The sequence below is a fragment of the Acinetobacter brisouii CIP 110357 genome (genome assembly GCF_000488275.1).
GTDB lineage: Bacteria > Pseudomonadota > Gammaproteobacteria > Pseudomonadales > Moraxellaceae > Acinetobacter > Acinetobacter brisouii.
This window is the reverse complement of sequence record NZ_KI530763.1, coordinates 1-15,209: the sequence shown is the minus strand read 5'-3', so window position 1 is coordinate 15,209 and position 15,209 is coordinate 1. Positions and strand designations below refer to the sequence as shown.

The 15,209-nt window shown below is 43.1% G+C and carries 13 protein-coding genes and 1 tRNA gene; 11 read left to right on the top strand and 3 right to left on the bottom strand.

All coding sequences use genetic code 11. The features are described from left to right. Nucleotides 1–4 precede the first annotated feature (4 nt). From P255_RS10930 to queA, 3 genes are all read right to left on the bottom strand, one after another. Complete coding sequence (locus tag P255_RS10930; RefSeq protein ID WP_004902167.1) at nucleotides 5–574, bottom strand: LemA family protein; 570 nt, start codon at nucleotides 572–574, stop codon at nucleotides 5–7. A gap of 19 nt (nucleotides 575–593) precedes the next feature. Then, nucleotides 594–1,619: a hypothetical protein gene (locus tag P255_RS10925; protein WP_004902165.1), complete on the bottom strand. Its 1,026-nt coding sequence runs from the start codon at nucleotides 1,617–1,619 to the stop codon at nucleotides 594–596. Nucleotides 1,620–1,728: 109 nt separating this feature from the next. Next, nucleotides 1,729–2,760, bottom strand: a complete 1,032-nt coding sequence (gene queA, locus P255_RS10920; RefSeq protein WP_004902164.1) for a tRNA preQ1(34) S-adenosylmethionine ribosyltransferase-isomerase QueA — start codon at nucleotides 2,758–2,760, stop codon at nucleotides 1,729–1,731. A 181-nt stretch (nucleotides 2,761–2,941) separates the two neighbouring features. Between queA and P255_RS10915 the strand changes: the two genes are divergently transcribed. The 11 genes from P255_RS10915 to P255_RS10865 all read left to right on the top strand — a co-directional run. Then, a tRNA-Leu gene (locus tag P255_RS10915) sits at nucleotides 2,942–3,028 on the top strand. A 765-nt stretch (nucleotides 3,029–3,793) separates the two neighbouring features. After that, complete coding sequence (locus P255_RS10910) at nucleotides 3,794–5,065, top strand: sensor histidine kinase (protein WP_004902163.1); 1,272 nt, start codon at nucleotides 3,794–3,796, stop codon at nucleotides 5,063–5,065. A 75-nt stretch (nucleotides 5,066–5,140) separates the two neighbouring features. Then, nucleotides 5,141–7,885, top strand: a complete 2,745-nt coding sequence (gene glnE / locus P255_RS10905) for a bifunctional [glutamate--ammonia ligase]-adenylyl-L-tyrosine phosphorylase/[glutamate--ammonia-ligase] adenylyltransferase (RefSeq protein ID WP_004902160.1) — start codon at nucleotides 5,141–5,143, stop codon at nucleotides 7,883–7,885. Between the two features lie 26 nt (nucleotides 7,886–7,911). After that, nucleotides 7,912–8,838 (top strand): branched-chain amino acid transaminase, encoded by a 927-nt coding sequence (locus P255_RS10900; RefSeq protein WP_004749729.1) that lies wholly within the window; start codon nucleotides 7,912–7,914, stop codon nucleotides 8,836–8,838. A 66-nt stretch (nucleotides 8,839–8,904) separates the two neighbouring features. Further along, on the top strand, nucleotides 8,905–9,795 hold the full coding sequence (locus P255_RS10895) for an ELM1/GtrOC1 family putative glycosyltransferase (protein ID WP_004902158.1): 891 nt from the start codon (nucleotides 8,905–8,907) through the stop codon (nucleotides 9,793–9,795). Nucleotides 9,796–9,840: 45 nt separating this feature from the next. Then, complete coding sequence (locus P255_RS10890; RefSeq protein WP_051353641.1) at nucleotides 9,841–10,614, top strand: polysaccharide deacetylase family protein; 774 nt, start codon at nucleotides 9,841–9,843, stop codon at nucleotides 10,612–10,614. A 12-nt stretch (nucleotides 10,615–10,626) separates the two neighbouring features. Beyond that, nucleotides 10,627–11,622, top strand: coding sequence for a glycosyltransferase (locus P255_RS10885; protein WP_004902154.1), 996 nt, complete (start codon nucleotides 10,627–10,629; stop codon nucleotides 11,620–11,622). Further along, a complete protein-coding gene (locus tag P255_RS10880; RefSeq protein WP_004902151.1) occupies nucleotides 11,615–12,646 on the top strand; it encodes an ELM1/GtrOC1 family putative glycosyltransferase in 1,032 nt (343 codons plus the stop codon). Before P255_RS10885 ends, P255_RS10880 begins: the two co-directional genes overlap by 8 nt. A gap of 83 nt (nucleotides 12,647–12,729) precedes the next feature. Next, nucleotides 12,730–13,809: a dTDP-glucose 4,6-dehydratase gene (rfbB, locus tag P255_RS10875; protein WP_004902149.1), complete on the top strand. Its 1,080-nt coding sequence runs from the start codon at nucleotides 12,730–12,732 to the stop codon at nucleotides 13,807–13,809. A 10-nt stretch (nucleotides 13,810–13,819) separates the two neighbouring features. Beyond that, nucleotides 13,820–14,728 carry a dTDP-4-dehydrorhamnose reductase gene (gene rfbD, locus P255_RS10870; RefSeq protein WP_004902146.1) on the top strand — a complete coding sequence of 303 codons (909 nt, stop codon included), beginning with the start codon at nucleotides 13,820–13,822 and terminating at the stop codon, nucleotides 14,726–14,728. Next, the coding region (locus P255_RS10865; RefSeq protein ID WP_023274451.1) for a sugar nucleotidyltransferase at nucleotides 14,725–15,209 on the top strand (485 nt) is incomplete at its 3' end. The genes rfbD and P255_RS10865, both read left to right, overlap by 4 nt.

Genomic DNA, 15,209 nt, shown 5'->3' with positions numbered 1-15,209 from the left:
GATGTTAAAAGTTGGGACGGTAGCTATATGACTGATTCATAATTGGATCACGAAACGGGCGAATTGGTTTTTTAGACAAAGTCATTGTATTAATCATATTATTCGGGAAGACTTCAATCTGGTTGTTGAAGGCTTCCACATTACGGTTAAAAATACTGATTGCCGCGCTAACATTTTCATTTTGTTCCTGAATCTCCTGCATCATTTGACTGTACAGGCTATCAGCTTTCAGTTCGGGGTAATTTTCAACCACAAGGTTGAGATTGCGGATCAACTCTTGGTTGAGTTGTTCAATATGCTGTAAATGTGAGGTGTCAGTGTGATGCAGATTCAAATTCATGATCTGTTGGCGTAGTTCAGTCACTTTTTCCAGCGTGCTTTTTTCAAAATGAGTATATTGGGTAAGGGTTTTCTCAAGATGATCGAGTGTTTTGACTTTCTGTAGTTCAAAGTTCGCCACTTCTGCCCATGAACGTTGTGTTGCATTCAGATAACGCACAATATTATTGCAGATCATGACTCCCCAAACGATCAGTAGAATAAAAAAACCAAAAAAGACAATAAGGCCAAACATGAATAAAATCCTATAAAAATTATGATAATAGTTTGAGCATATGCTCTTTGAATAAATCGTATTCCAGCATGCCCAGCGTTCTTAGATGCCCGCGTAGATGAGAAATCTCTTGAATCTCGACCTGTTTGCTCTGTAGTCGAAACAAGTCTTGTTCCCCTAAATAACATACAATACTTTCACGTGGGTGAAACAGCAAATCGCCTGTAAATTTTTCAAAAAAATCATACAGTTTTAATGTGAAACTTGGAGTGATATGTTTGGCGGTCTCATGTGCATCGCAGCCATAAATATCCAGTTTTCGGTTGGTCTGAATATCGCTGGTTTCCCATTCTTGGATATAAGGCGGGAAAAAATCATTGCCCGTATTGCTAATCGCTACCCCCAGCACAGGTGCATCAAATATAAACGCACCCCATTGGCGTTTGTTGATTTTTCGAATCACATTACGTTCGCCGCGTTGATTCGTGGTCGCAACCTCAACGATATAATCATATTGAAAAATAATCACAGGGTAGTCTTGCCCTTCATGTCGCCATGTAGTTGAGGCAAAGTAATCCAGTCGATTAACTTCTGTTCCTTTGGAAAATAGTGGAAACAGGGCTTTGAGCTGTGCCAGTACTGAAAAGGTTCTGCTTGGATCAGTAAAGTTGTCAGGGAGTTTTTGAAAGTGTAAATCGTAACGCAGGCTGAGCATGCGTTCACGTAAAAACTGAATCACTTCATCAATCGGTTTTTGGCTTTCATGAATGAGATAAGCCCAAAAACCGATTGCAGCGCTGATCATAAGCGTAAAGAAAAATGGAAAATGCTGATGTAGCAAGCCACCAAGGACTAAAGTGACAACACTGATGATGATTAAAAACTTGGGCAGAACATTATAAAAGTGTAAATCGCGATCTTCACCCCAAGGATGTAATGCATCCAGCAGTTCATCAGGCGTTTGAGCTTTCTGTCCAATATCCCACAGGCGCGCCACATTACGCATGACTTGCTGATTTTTCTTGCGCTGAATATGCAGGATTTGCTGGAGGGCATCCATTGGCATGGTGATACAACTCAAATTGAACAGCGCTATTTTAACCATTCTTTATGTTTTTGTAATCTATAAAAAAGACTACTTAGAAGTAGCCTTTTAGTCTCGCTTAATAGCAGCGTTATGCACGGTCAATCAGCATGGCATCGCCATAACTAAAGAAGCGGTATTGCTGTTTCACCGCATGTCGGTAGGCATTTAAAATATTCTCTTGATTCGAGAGTGCTGAAACTAACATCAGTAACGTTGACTCAGGTAAGTGGAAGTTCGTAATTAAACGATCCACTACACAGAACTCATACCCAGGATAAATAAAGATTTGTGTATCACCTGTCCACGCGCCAATTTTTCCACCATGGGCTTGAGCCGCACTTTCAAGGGCGCGGGTTGCAGTGGTTCCCACCGCAATGACTTTATTGCCACGAGCTTGTGTTTCACGAATCAGATCAACGGTGTGCTGAGGTACATCACACCATTCACTGTGCATAATATGGTTTTCGATATTGTCAGTACGTACAGGCAGGAATGTACCTGCACCAACATGTAGGGTTACGAAACTTTTTTGTATCCCTTTTTGTTCTAGCTCAACCAAAAGTTGTTGATCAAAGTGCAGGCTTGCAGTGGGTGCAGCAACACTGGCGAGTTTATTGGGGTCATGAAACACGGTTTGATAACGCTCAGTATCAATTGCCTCGGCTTCACGGTTAAAGTACGGCGGAATTGGTAACTGACCATAACGATCTAGTACCGCGAGGATCGGCTGAGAAAATTCCACAATAAATAAGTTTTCATGACGTCCTTGAACCGTCACTTTGACTTCATCTGCACCGATAAACAGCTCCGCACCAGCTTTGGGTGAGTTGCTGGCTTTAATGTGGCAGTGCGCAATAAATTGATCTTGCATGCGCTCAACCAACACCTCAACCGCTCCGCCAGTAGCGCGTTTGCCTTTCAGGCGGGCTTTCATGACTTTGGTGTCATTTAGAATCATTAAATCGCCAGGATTGAACAGTTCTAAAATATCGGTAAAGCAGTGATCTTGATATTTTCCATCGGCATGTAAATGCAATAAACGTGATGAAGTACGTGACTGAAGTGGGTAACGTGCAATCAGATGATCTGGGAGTTCAAAGTTAAAGTCAGAGAGTTGCATAGCCAAAATCTGGGAAAAAGATTGCAGCTAGTATAAGCTTTTTTCGTTTTATGGTCGATTCTGATGAAAAAAACACCAAAGCATCAATTGTTTGTTTTAAAAGTGAGCAATGGTGTAGAAATGGCGTTGACACATTTTAAAAATAGGATAATATACACAGCACAAACCAGCCATACTTAATCCCGAGGTGGTGAAATTGGTAGACGCGGTGGACTCAAAATCCACTGTTCGAGAGAACGTGTCGGTTCGAGTCCGACCCTCGGGACCATAAATCTGGTACCAAGATTTAAAAAACCGAAGCCAAACGCTTCGGTTTTTTTGTTTATAAAAAATATGAATTTATATTATTCTCAATAAAAAAAATCTTTAATCGTCAATTAGCTTTGTGCTTCTAAATTCATGTTTTGCTCATCAAAAAAATACCTAGAGCGGATTTTTGATGCCTAAAAATATTAGAGTGAAGCACGTTAAGCTTTGCGGTTTCTAAACTTGGATCTACTAATCGTTAAAGAACAGCTAAATGCGTTCCTTGCTCAGTTTTTTATGCTAAAGAGAACCTGTCTGATCATCAGGGGGAGTGACTTTGGTAGCCGATATATTTATTGAGAATTTACATGGATTAGCAGAAAAGTGTTGATTCAATTTTATGTCATGTTTTCTTAATCTGACAGGCTTATCGTTGACCAAAATCGACGTTTACGTTTTTTTATACATACGGATTTTATGGAATTTTTGAGTGAAATGTATTTAAAATTTTCATCACAATAATTTGCAATTGACTTTCTTTTCAAACTCTAAAATGTGTGATCTGGTTGGCAAAAAAATTAAGTGTAGATTATCTTGAAAAAAAGTAAAAAACCTTATGATTTATATAGCTATGATCGGAAGGTATTGGTTACAAAAAAAATAGAATGATTTGATGTTTGTTTTAGAAAAATGACTTTAGTGTGTTATTTTGTTAATTGGGAATGGGGTTTTCATTAGGGTAATATTTGAAAACAATGCCAGTATGGATGGAGATGTGAGGCGAGGCATGCAGCCAAAATTGTTAGAACTCAACCAAGCCGATCAAATGAGTGATTGCAAGCTGTCCTTATTGTTGGGGGTTACTAGCCCGCGCAATCAGATCGACATTTTTTTGAAAATGGCGCGCCGTTTACTCAATGTAGAATTTGCCGCTTGGTCATTTCATCATGAACCTTATACTTGGTTTGTCACGAAACAGGGCTTTCAAGCTTACCCGGAAAATCCTGAATTGGCAGCTCAACTGCAAGCCTGCTATACCAAAGATGCTGTTGTAATTTCCCCAAAGCATCCAAACTATTCAAAATTTTCAGAACACTTGAAACATCATTTTCTTGACCATCAGCGGTTACTTGCATTAAATCTGGTGGTGAATAAAAACAGTATTGGTCAACTGGTGTTTTTTGATCAGGCAGCAGATGAATTTCATTCTGAGGATATTGAGCAGATTGAAGTGTTATTGGAAGCTATGCTGGGTTATATCGAGCTGAAATTTGAACACACCGAACTTAAAGAAGCCTATGAGCAGCTTTCAGCACTGAATTATAGCCGTACTAAGTTTTTTCAAATTATTGCCCATGATTTGCGTGCGCCATTTCATGGCTTACTGGGCTTTTCCGATGTTTTAGCTGAAGAACTTGATACTCTGGATCATGCCAGTATTCAAAATATTGCCAGTTATTTGAATGACACGGCCAAATCCACTTACAACCTGCTCGAAAACCTCCTCGACTGGGCGATGGCCGAGGGTGGGCATTTTGTTTATCATCCAATTAATTTTAAACTCAAACAGTGCAGTCATATTGTCATGGATGTGCTGAGCAGCCTTGCTTTGAAAAAGACAATTCGCTTGGTGGATCAGGTTCCTGATGATATTCGGGTGTTTGCTGACATTAACATGTTGACCTCGGTGCTACAGAATTTAACTTCAAATGCTTTGAAATTTACACCTGTTGATGGCACGGGCCAAGTCACGATTAACGCTTGTGCCTATGGCGATCAGGTTCAGCTGTCTGTAACCGATACAGGTTTGGGCATGACTGAGCAGCAAGTACAGCATGTATTTGAGCCGCGCATTAAAACCTCGCTAAAAGGTACAGCAGGTGAGCGTGGGACGGGCTTAGGTCTGGTGTTGTGTAAACGCTTTGTTGACTTAAACCATGGCGAAATTCGGGTAACTTCCAAAGAGGGTCAGGGCACAACTTTTACTGTGATTTTGCCGAAAGCCCAAGATGAACATAGTGCATTGGCATTACATCAGGATCAGTTAGCTGCGCACTAAAAGCTCACTTTTATTTTCCAAAATTTTATTTCTCCTGCTATAACTACGCTTAGCTATAGGGGAAATACGCTGATCATGAACCACGATCAATTACAAAAAACACTTCACGCCAGTCAGTACGCAGAACAAGTCTTGGCACAGTATGCTGAGCAATTACAGCAAGATGACCAAGATCATCCTTTTCATCAGACATTATCTAGTGCAGAAATTTTTGCTTATGTTGAGCAAACGCTTGCAGGTATCGAGGATGAAATTCAGTGGATGCGCCAGTTAAGAATTTTACGTGCCCGCCTGATGTTTCGCTGGATTTGGCAGGACGCTAACCAACAGACCACCGTACCACAACTCACTCGTGAACTTTCCGATTTTGCTGATGCCTGTATTTGTGCTGCCAAAGCCTTTGCTCTGCCTGCCTTGTTGGCCAAATATGGCGAACCGATGGGTTATGACGGTCAGGTGCAAGATCTGATCGTGATCGGCATGGGGAAACTCGGTGCGCAAGAACTGAATTTATCCAGTGATATTGACCTGATTTTTGCCTTCGATGAGCAAGGTGAAACCAACGGGCGAAAATGTATAGAAGTACAGCAGTTCTGCATTCTATGGGGGCAAAAACTGATTTATCTGCTGGATCATATGACCGCAGAAGGTTTTGTGTTTCGGGTAGATATGCGCCTGCGTCCGTGGGGAGATGGTTCGGCGCTCGCGATTAGCCATGTCGCCTTAGAAAAATACCTGATTCAGCACGGGCGGGAGTGGGAACGCTATGCGTGGATTAAGGCGCGAGTGATTACGGGAGAAAAAGGCGATAGTCTGATGGAAATGACCCGTCCTTTTGTGTTCCGTCGTTATGTCGACTACAGCGCCTTTGAAGCCATGCGTGAAATGAAACAGATGATTGAACGTGAGGTGGCACGCCGCAATATTCATGATGACATCAAGCTGGGTGCGGGCGGGATTCGTGAAATTGAATTTATCGTACAGGTATTTCAGTTGATTCACGGTGGCTCGAAACTGGAACTGCAAGACCGTACCTGTTTGACTAGCCTTGAGCATATTGGTGCAGTGGGTTTGCTTGAGCCGCACGTTGTCAGTGACCTTGAAGATGCGTATTTGTTTTTGCGCCGTGTGGAACATGCGATTCAGGCACTCAATGATCAACAAACCCAAGCTCTGCCTGTTGAGCCTGCACTGCGTCAGCGTATGGTCGAAACTTTGGGCTATGCGACATGGGATGAGTTTCTAGATGTACTGAACCCAAAACGTGACAAGGTCAGTTTGCAGTTTAAAAACCTAATTCGCGAAAATGAATTTGACCAGCATGATGCTGATAGTACGGAACTGGAGCAACGGTTATTTGCTGTTCTGGATGATGATGCACAAAACCTGATTCATGAGTTCTGGCACGGGCATGCCATTAAAAAATTGCCTGCCAAAGCGGTTGAACGTTTAAAAGCGTTTTGGCCACCGCTGATTGCTGCAATTTTACAAGCTGAGCAGCCACAAGTCGCGTTGCTGCGCCTGATGCCGCTGATTGAATCGGTGATGCGCCGTACTGTGTATTTGGTGATGCTGATTGAAAACAAAGGGGCGTTGCAGCGTTTGGTCAAAATGGCAGAAGTCAGCCCGTGGATTTGTGAGGAACTGACGCATTATCCAGTACTCCTCGATGAGTTTTTGTCGATGGATTTTGAACTGCCACGCCGTGCCGATTTGGAAGCATCCATGCGTTATCAGTTGTTGCGTATCGAGTTGGATCAGGTGGAAGACCTGATGCGTGTGTTACGTTTGTTTAAGAAAAGCCATGTATTGGCCGTTGCAGCCAGTGATGTACTTGCCGAAAGTCCACTCATGAAAGTCTCCGATGCCCTGACCGATATTGCCGAAGTTTGTGTGGAAGCAACTTTGCATCTGGCATATGAAATTGTGGCACAAAAGCATGGCTATCCTGTCACGCAAGATGGACAGCGCTGCTCAATCGATCAAAAAGGCTTTATTGTGATTGGGTATGGCAAACTTGGCGGCATTGAACTTGGATATGGCTCAGATTTAGATTTGGTATTTATTCATTATCTGGATGAACAGGCTGATACCGATGGGCGTAAATCGATTAGCGGTTTTGAGTTTGCTTTGCGCGTCGCGCAGAAATTTATGTCGCTGATGACCACGCAAACCCTTGATGGTCGTGCCTATGAAATCGATACGCGCTTGCGTCCTTCGGGTGAAGCTGGGGTATTGGTGACCAGCCTGAAAGCGTATGAGCAATATCAAATGAAAAGTGCATGGCTTTGGGAACATCAGGCACTGGTTCGCGCCCGTTCAATAGCGGGGGATTTGGGTTTAAGACAGCAATTTGAGCAGCTTCGCTGTGAAATTCTGACGCAAAAACGCGATGAAGGTGAAGTTCAGACCGAAGTCTTAAAAATGCGCCAGAAAATGAAAGACCATTTAGGCTCAAGCAAAGAGCAAAAAAAAGATGGGATTTTTCATTTAAAACAGGATGCAGGTGGTATCGTTGACATTGAATTTATGGCACAGTATATGGTGTTGGCATGGAGTGGGACGAAGCCCGATCTCGCCCATTTCTCTGACAATGTCCGAATCCTTGAAGATGCTGCGCGGTTAGATTGCTTACCCAGCCAAGATGCGCAGGCTTTGATTCAAGCTTATCTCAGTGAACGAGCCGAGAGCCACCGTCTAGCACTTGCAAACAAAAACATGCAAGTTCAAGCTGCACAATGGCGCGACACCCGCGAGATCGTTTGCAAGTTATGGCAGAGATTAATTGATCCAAGCGCACAAGCCTTGGACAGTGAATAATGATGTGAAAATTTGGAGTGTGTGCCGTGAATTTGGCTGATCGTGATGGTTTTATTTGGCAAGATGGAAAATTAGTAGATTGGCGTGATGCAAAAATTCACGTCTTAACCCATACATTACACTACAGTATGGGCGTGTTTGAGGGTGTCCGTGCCTATGAAACACCAAAAGGAACTGCAATTTTCCGTTTAAAAGAACACACCAAACGTTTGCTTAACTCTGCAAAAATTTATCAAATGAAAGTTCCATTTGATCAGGCAACGTTAGAGCAAGCGCAAATCGATGTAGTACGTGAAAATAAATTGGCTTCTTGCTATTTGCGTCCGCTTATCTGGATTGGTTCAGAAAAATTGGGTATTGCCGCAACTGACAATACCATTCATGCCGCAGTTGCAGCATGGGGCTGGGGTGCATACCTTGGTGAAGAAGCGATGGCGAAAGGTATTCGCGTAAAAACGTCTTCATTTACGCACCACCATCCAAACGTGACCATGTGTAAAGCAAAAGCATCTGGTAACTATACTTTATCTATTCTTGCGCATCAGGAAGTAGCTCATTCAGGCTACGACGAAGCAATGTTGATGGATCCACAAGGTTACGTTTGCCAAGGTTCTGGCGAAAACGTGTTCTTGGTGAAAGATGGTCAATTGCATACTCCTGACATTGCAGGTGGTGCGCTTGATGGTATTACCCGTCAAACGATTATTACCATTGCCAAAGATTTGGGTATTGAAGTGATTGAACGTCGTATTACCCGTGATGAATTCTACATCGCTGATGAAGCATTCTTTACAGGTACTGCTGCGGAAGTCACCCCGATTCGTGAATACGATGACCGTCAAATTGGTGAAGGTTGCCGTGGCCCAATCACCACGTTGATTCAACAGACTTACTTTGATGCCGTTCAGGGTAAAAATCCAAAATACGAACACTGGTTAACTTACGTAAAATAAGTCGAATCAGTTAAGATAAGGGCGAAACTTCGGTTTCGCTTTTTTTATGTGAGTGGAAAAATCAGTATGCATGTGGTGTATATCAGTGATGGTAAGGCAGGGCATCGTTCTCAAGCCTTGGGATTGTATCAGGCGATGCAGCGCCAACATGCGAACAGCTCTTTTCAGGAAATCTCGATTGCTGATTTACCGATTTTGAGTTTGATGGGTGCTATTTTTTCTCGGCAGTGTGCGCAGGTTGAGCAAACACCGACCTTTATTTTTGGTGTCGGGAGTCATACCCATTTGCGTGTGTGGCTCATGGGGGAAGTTTACCCACATGCCAAAACCGTGATTTTGATGAAGCCAAGTTTGCCATTGGGATGCTTTGATTATGCTGTGATTCCCGAGCATGATGCTGTGCCTGCATCGGACAAAGTCATCGTGACCCAAGGTGCGCTCAATCCGATCGTGAATCAGCAACGTCATCAAGCCAACCGAATCTTGATTGCATTGGGTGGCTCATCCAAACGTCATGGCTGGAATGCTGAAAAAGTGCTGACAGCAATTCAGGGCATTACCGAGCAGCAGCCACAAGCAACGATTATTTTAACCACATCACGCCGTACTTCGAGTGACTTTCTAACTCAATTACAACAGCAGTCTTATGCGGCTCAACTACAGATTTTCCCTGTGGAACAGACACCACAAGGCTGGATTTTTGAAGAAATGCAAAAAGCCGAAGCGGTTTGGGTGACTGAAGATAGTGTATCGATGCTGTTTGAAGCCCTGACCGCAGGTTGCCGTGTCGGGCTGATTGAGATTGATCGGCTCAAGCAAGACCGTATTACGCAAGCCGTTGATGGGTTATTACAAAAACAATTTGTCTCCTCGACAACCAATTTAGAACAACTGCCTGCGGCAAGCGCTTTTAAAGAAGCAGAGCGTGTGGCAACATATTTACTTCAATCTTGTTAGGTTAACCATGTGATTTATTTGGCTCTGATTGTGCTGCTTGCGGTGATGGCATTTAGTTATAAATATGCGTGGTGGAAACCTGCAATAGACTGGAAACGTCCTCGTGTCTTGATGTATCACATGGTGCGTGAGCATATTGATGGCGCAAAATTCAATAAGCTGCGTGTGACCCCTGCCGAATTTGACAAGCAAGTGGCGTGGATGAAAGCGCAAGGTTTTCACTTTGTGACCATGCAGGAACTTCAGCAAAACTGGGGCAAGCATCCTGAAAAAACTGTGGCGATTACTTTTGATGACGGTTATCTGGATAACTTGGAAAATGCCTATCCTGTTTTAGAAAAATATCAGGCCAAAGCCACGATTTATGTGGTGGTTGACCGTCATGATCGTGACTGGTCGACTTATAAAAAAGCCCATCACAATAGTGGCGAACTGGCACGTGAGCCCAAACTGAGTGATGAACAAGTCCGATTTTTGGCAAAGAGTGGTTTGGTAGAAATAGGTTCACATACCATGACCCATGCCAATTTGGACAAGTTGACAGATGAAGAGTGTTTGCAGGAGTTGGCGGAATCCAAGCAACAGCTTGAGCAGATGATTGAGCAACCTGTGACCAGTTTTGCCTATCCTTTTGGAATTTATAGTCAGCGTGACGTTGAACTGGCCAAACAGGTCGGTTATTGCAATGCCGTGACCACCAAAGAGGGTATTGATACTGCACAGCCTGACTTTATGCAGTTACAGCGCATCAAGATGAGTGGTAAAGATTCGCTATTTGCAGTGAAATGTCGCTTGAAACTGGGTCAGCGCGGGTTATAAGAGAGAATAACAATGCATATTTGTATGGTCATGGCGGGGGACGAAGAAGGCGGTTTGGAAAAGCATGTGGTTGAACTGGCAAATGGTTTGGCACAGGCGGGGCAAAAGGTGACACTCATCGCGCATGAAAAGTATGCTGAGCGAGTCAGTGGTGTTGAATTTAAAGCCTTGGATTTAAGCAAGAGCCGTAAAAACCCGATTTTGCTGTGGCAGTTGTATCAGACCATTAAAGCCACGCATGCCGATGTCCTGCATGTGCAAGCCAACAAAGCCGTATCCATGATTGCACCCATGCTGAAATGGCTGAAAATTCCAAGTGTGGCGACACTGCATAACCTAAAACGTAATGTTCAGGCATTTGAAAAATATGATCGAATTATTGCAGTGAGTCGACGGGTCGCCAATCAGTTTAGTCAGCAAGACCGTGTGCGTGTAGTCTTAAATGGGATTCAGCCACCTGTACTTCAGGCAGCACAAAAACAGCCACATCAACTTTTACAAGCGATTGCGGTTGCGCGCCTCGTGCCTGCCAAAGGTTTTGATTTACTGGTTGAAGCATGGCAAGGCATTGATGCCAAGCTCTGGATTGTGGGAGATGGGCCAGATCGCGGTTTACTACAAGAGAAAATTCAGCAGCATGCTCTAACAGATCGTATTGAATTGCTTGGGCATCGCAATGATATTACTACACTGATGCAGCAGGCGGATTTTTTGGTGATCTCATCGCGTAATGAAGGTGGCCCTTATACGCTGGCTGAAGCGCTTTTGGTGCATTGCCCTGTGATTTCAACGGATGTTGGTATGGTTGCAGAAATTTTGCCACCTGAACTGATGTGCCCTGCGGATGACGTCACTGCTTTACATGATTTAATTCAACAACATGTGCAGCATTTTGAGCAGCTGACTGAGCGTTCAGAACCGATTTATCAATCTGCCCAGCAACAGCTAACGCTAGAAGCTGTGCTACACAATACCCTACAGGTTTATCAGGAACTGAGTCATGCATAACCAACCGAAAAGTAAAAAAACAGTATGGGTGGTCAGCGATGGTGTGCCAGGGCATTTTAATCAGTCTAAAGGGGTGTTGTTTGCTCTGGAACGTGATTTTGAATTAGAGGTGCATTGGATTGAACTGACTTTAAAGCATAAGTTTTATCGCAGACCTTTAACCTGGTTACTTAACTATAAAATTCCTAAAGCAGAAAAAATTGATCAGTTTTATCAGGGAGATGCGCTGCCAAATGCACGCCCAGATATTGTGGTCGGTGCAGGTGGAAATAGTGCCTATGCGATTGTGTGGTTGTCCAAGGCATTTGGTGCAAAAAATATTTTTTGTGGTTCACTGCGTCAACTCAAAGCTGAATTGTTTGATGCAATTTTGGTGCTCGAACCAGATTTGCCAAAACCATTTATTAGCTTACCTGTGTCGCCGATGCCTTTAAGTCAGGCAACCTTGCAACAGCATGGCAAGCAATGGTACTCCGAGCATCCACATGTCGAGCAGCAAGTGTGGACCATGCTGATCGGTGGAGATGGCGCGGGAGCACAGTATCAGGAGCAGGATTGGATTCAACTGGCAAAACAGATGAACCTGCTGGCACGTCAGCATAGGATTAAATGGTTGCTCAGCACTTCACGCCGTACAGGGAAACAGGCTGAAAAAATTCTGCAGCAGTACTTAAATTTTGAATGTATTGCAGATATAGTGTGGTGGGCAGAACAGCCACGTGCAGTTTTGCATCAGTTTTTGGCAGTTTCGACACGCGTATTTTGTAGTGCAGATTCTATGTCTATGCTCATGGAAAGTGTTTCTGCCATGCGTCCTGTAGTTGCTTATTTGCCTGAGCATTGGCAACCCGACGAAAAATTTCACAATGTACTTGAGCGCTTGAGTCAGCAAGAGATTTTGCAAGTCATTTCCATCGCACAGCTCAATAGTACATTTAAAGCCGAGCAACAGCAGACCTTGACTGTTGAGCCAAGTGAACTGTTGGCACAACAATTACATAAACAACTATTTGCTAACAGTTAAGTGAGAATCCTCCGTGATTTCTTAACTGTTGTGTATCGAGAATTGGTTATACTAAGCAGAATTTTTAGTATTCCGATTTTAAGATGAAAATTTTAGTTACAGGTGGAGCGGGCTTTATTGGCTCGGCTGTGATTCGCCATATTATTCAAAATACACAAGATGAAGTTTTAAATGTCGATAAATTGACGTATGCGGGAAATCTAGAATCCTTATCTAGTATTGCACAAAGTCCTCGCTATCAATTTTCACAAACCGATATTTGTGACCGTGCTGCGCTAGATCAACTATTTTCAGATTTTCAGCCTGATGCAGTGATGCATTTGGCAGCCGAGTCACACGTAGACCGTTCAATTACAGGCTCAGCCGCATTTATTGAAACCAATATTTTAGGAACATATCAGCTACTTGAAGCCGCTCGCCAATATTGGAACGGCTTGGTTTCTGAGAAAAAGCAGGCTTTCCGCTTTCATCATATTTCTACTGATGAAGTATATGGTGACTTAGAAGGTACTGATGATTTATTTCATGAAACGACACCATATGCTCCAAGTTCACCTTATTCAGCGAGTAAAGCCAGTTCAGATCACTTAGTGCGTGCGTGGCATCGTACTTATGGTTTACCTGTACTGATTACTAACTGTTCCAATAACTATGGTCCATATCATTTTCCTGAAAAACTGATTCCTCTCATTATTTTAAATGCCTTGAATGGTCGTGCGTTGCCTGTTTATGGCAATGGTCAGCAGATTCGTGACTGGCTCTATGTAGAAGATCATGCACGTGCGCTCTATCAAGTTGTGACTCAGGCGCAAGTCGGTGAAACCTATAACATTGGTGGGCATAACGAACAAAAGAATATTGATGTGGTGAAAGCCGTTTGTCAGCTTCTAGAAGAGCTTGCACCGAATAAACCTGAAGGTGTGTCTCAGTATCAAGACCTAATTACTTATGTGACTGATCGTCCTGGGCATGACTTACGTTATGCGATTGATGCTAGCAAGATTCAAAAAGACTTAGGTTGGGTACCACAAGAAAGTTTCGAAACAGGGCTACGTAAAACGGTTGAGTGGTATCTGAACAATCAGGAATGGGTGGCACACGTACAAAGTGGTGAATATAAAAACTGGTTAACACAGCAGTATCATACTGAATCAGCTCAGTAAGGAATGACGAATGAAAATTCTTTTATTGGGTAAAAATGGTCAGGTGGGCTGGGAGCTACAACGTGCTTTGCAGCCTTTAGGTGAGGTGATTGCCTTAGATCGCCATACCAATGCACAAGGCTTGTGTGGTGATATTGCGAATCTTGAAGCCATCACTCAACTTATTCAGCAAGTTCAACCAGATGTCGTTGTGAATGCAACGGCATATACGGCTGTCGATAAAGCTGAATCAGAACCTAAACAAGCTGACCTGATTAATCATTTAGCAGTCAAACACTTGGCTGAAAAGTGCCAAGCAGTGAACGCTTTGTTAGTTCATTATTCCACTGATTATGTATTCTCTGGTCAAGGTACACAAACATGGCAAGAGCAAGACGTAACTGCACCACAAAATGTCTATGGTCAAAGCAAGCGTGCAGGTGAAGTGGCACTTGAGCAAAGTGCGGTAAAGTTTATCAATTTTCGTACTTCTTGGGTCTACGGCACGCATGGTCAGAACTTTATCAAAACCATGCTGCGTTTAGCGCAAGCTAAAGAAGAACTCAGCATTATTGCTGATCAGATTGGTGCACCTACAGGTGCAGCTTTAATTGCTGATGTGACTGCACAGGCAATTCGCTATTACAGTTTACACGCAGCCGAACAACAGCAACAACTGTGTGGGCATTATCATCTTGCGGCTTCGGGTGAAACGTCTTGGTACGAATATGCACAATATATATTTGATGTTGCTCGATACAAAGGTTTGGTTTTGAAGTTGCAACAGGTACATCCGATTGTAACCACAGCTTACCCAACACCAGCAAAACGTCCTTTAAACTCACGTTTAAATACCCAAAAATTACAACAACAATTTCATCTGCATTTGCCGTATTGGCAGCAAGGTGTGGAACAAGTCTTAGGAGAAATCATCGTATGAGCCAAATAAAACGTAAAGGCATTATTCTTGCGGGTGGTTCGGGGACCCGTTTATACCCAATTACGATGGGGACATCAAAGCAGCTGTTGCCAATTTACGATAAACCGATGATTTATTATCCGTTATCTGTGCTGATGCTGGCAGGTATCTCTGAAATTTTGATTATTTCAACACCAGAAGATTTGCCAAATTTTGAAAAATTACTGGGTACAGGCGAAGAACTCGGCATTAAGTTGTCTTATAAGGTTCAACCGTCACCAGATGGTCTGGCACAAGCTTTTATTTTGGGTGAAGAGTTTATTGGTCAGGATAATGTCTGTCTGATTTTAGGCGACAATATTTTCTATGGTCAAAGTTTTAGCCAGCAGCTTAAACGTGCATCGGCACAGACTTCTGGTGCTACAGTGTTTGGCTATTATGTCAATGATCCTGAGCGTTTTGGTGTTGTTGAATTTGACTCAACAGGTAAAGCAATTAGCAT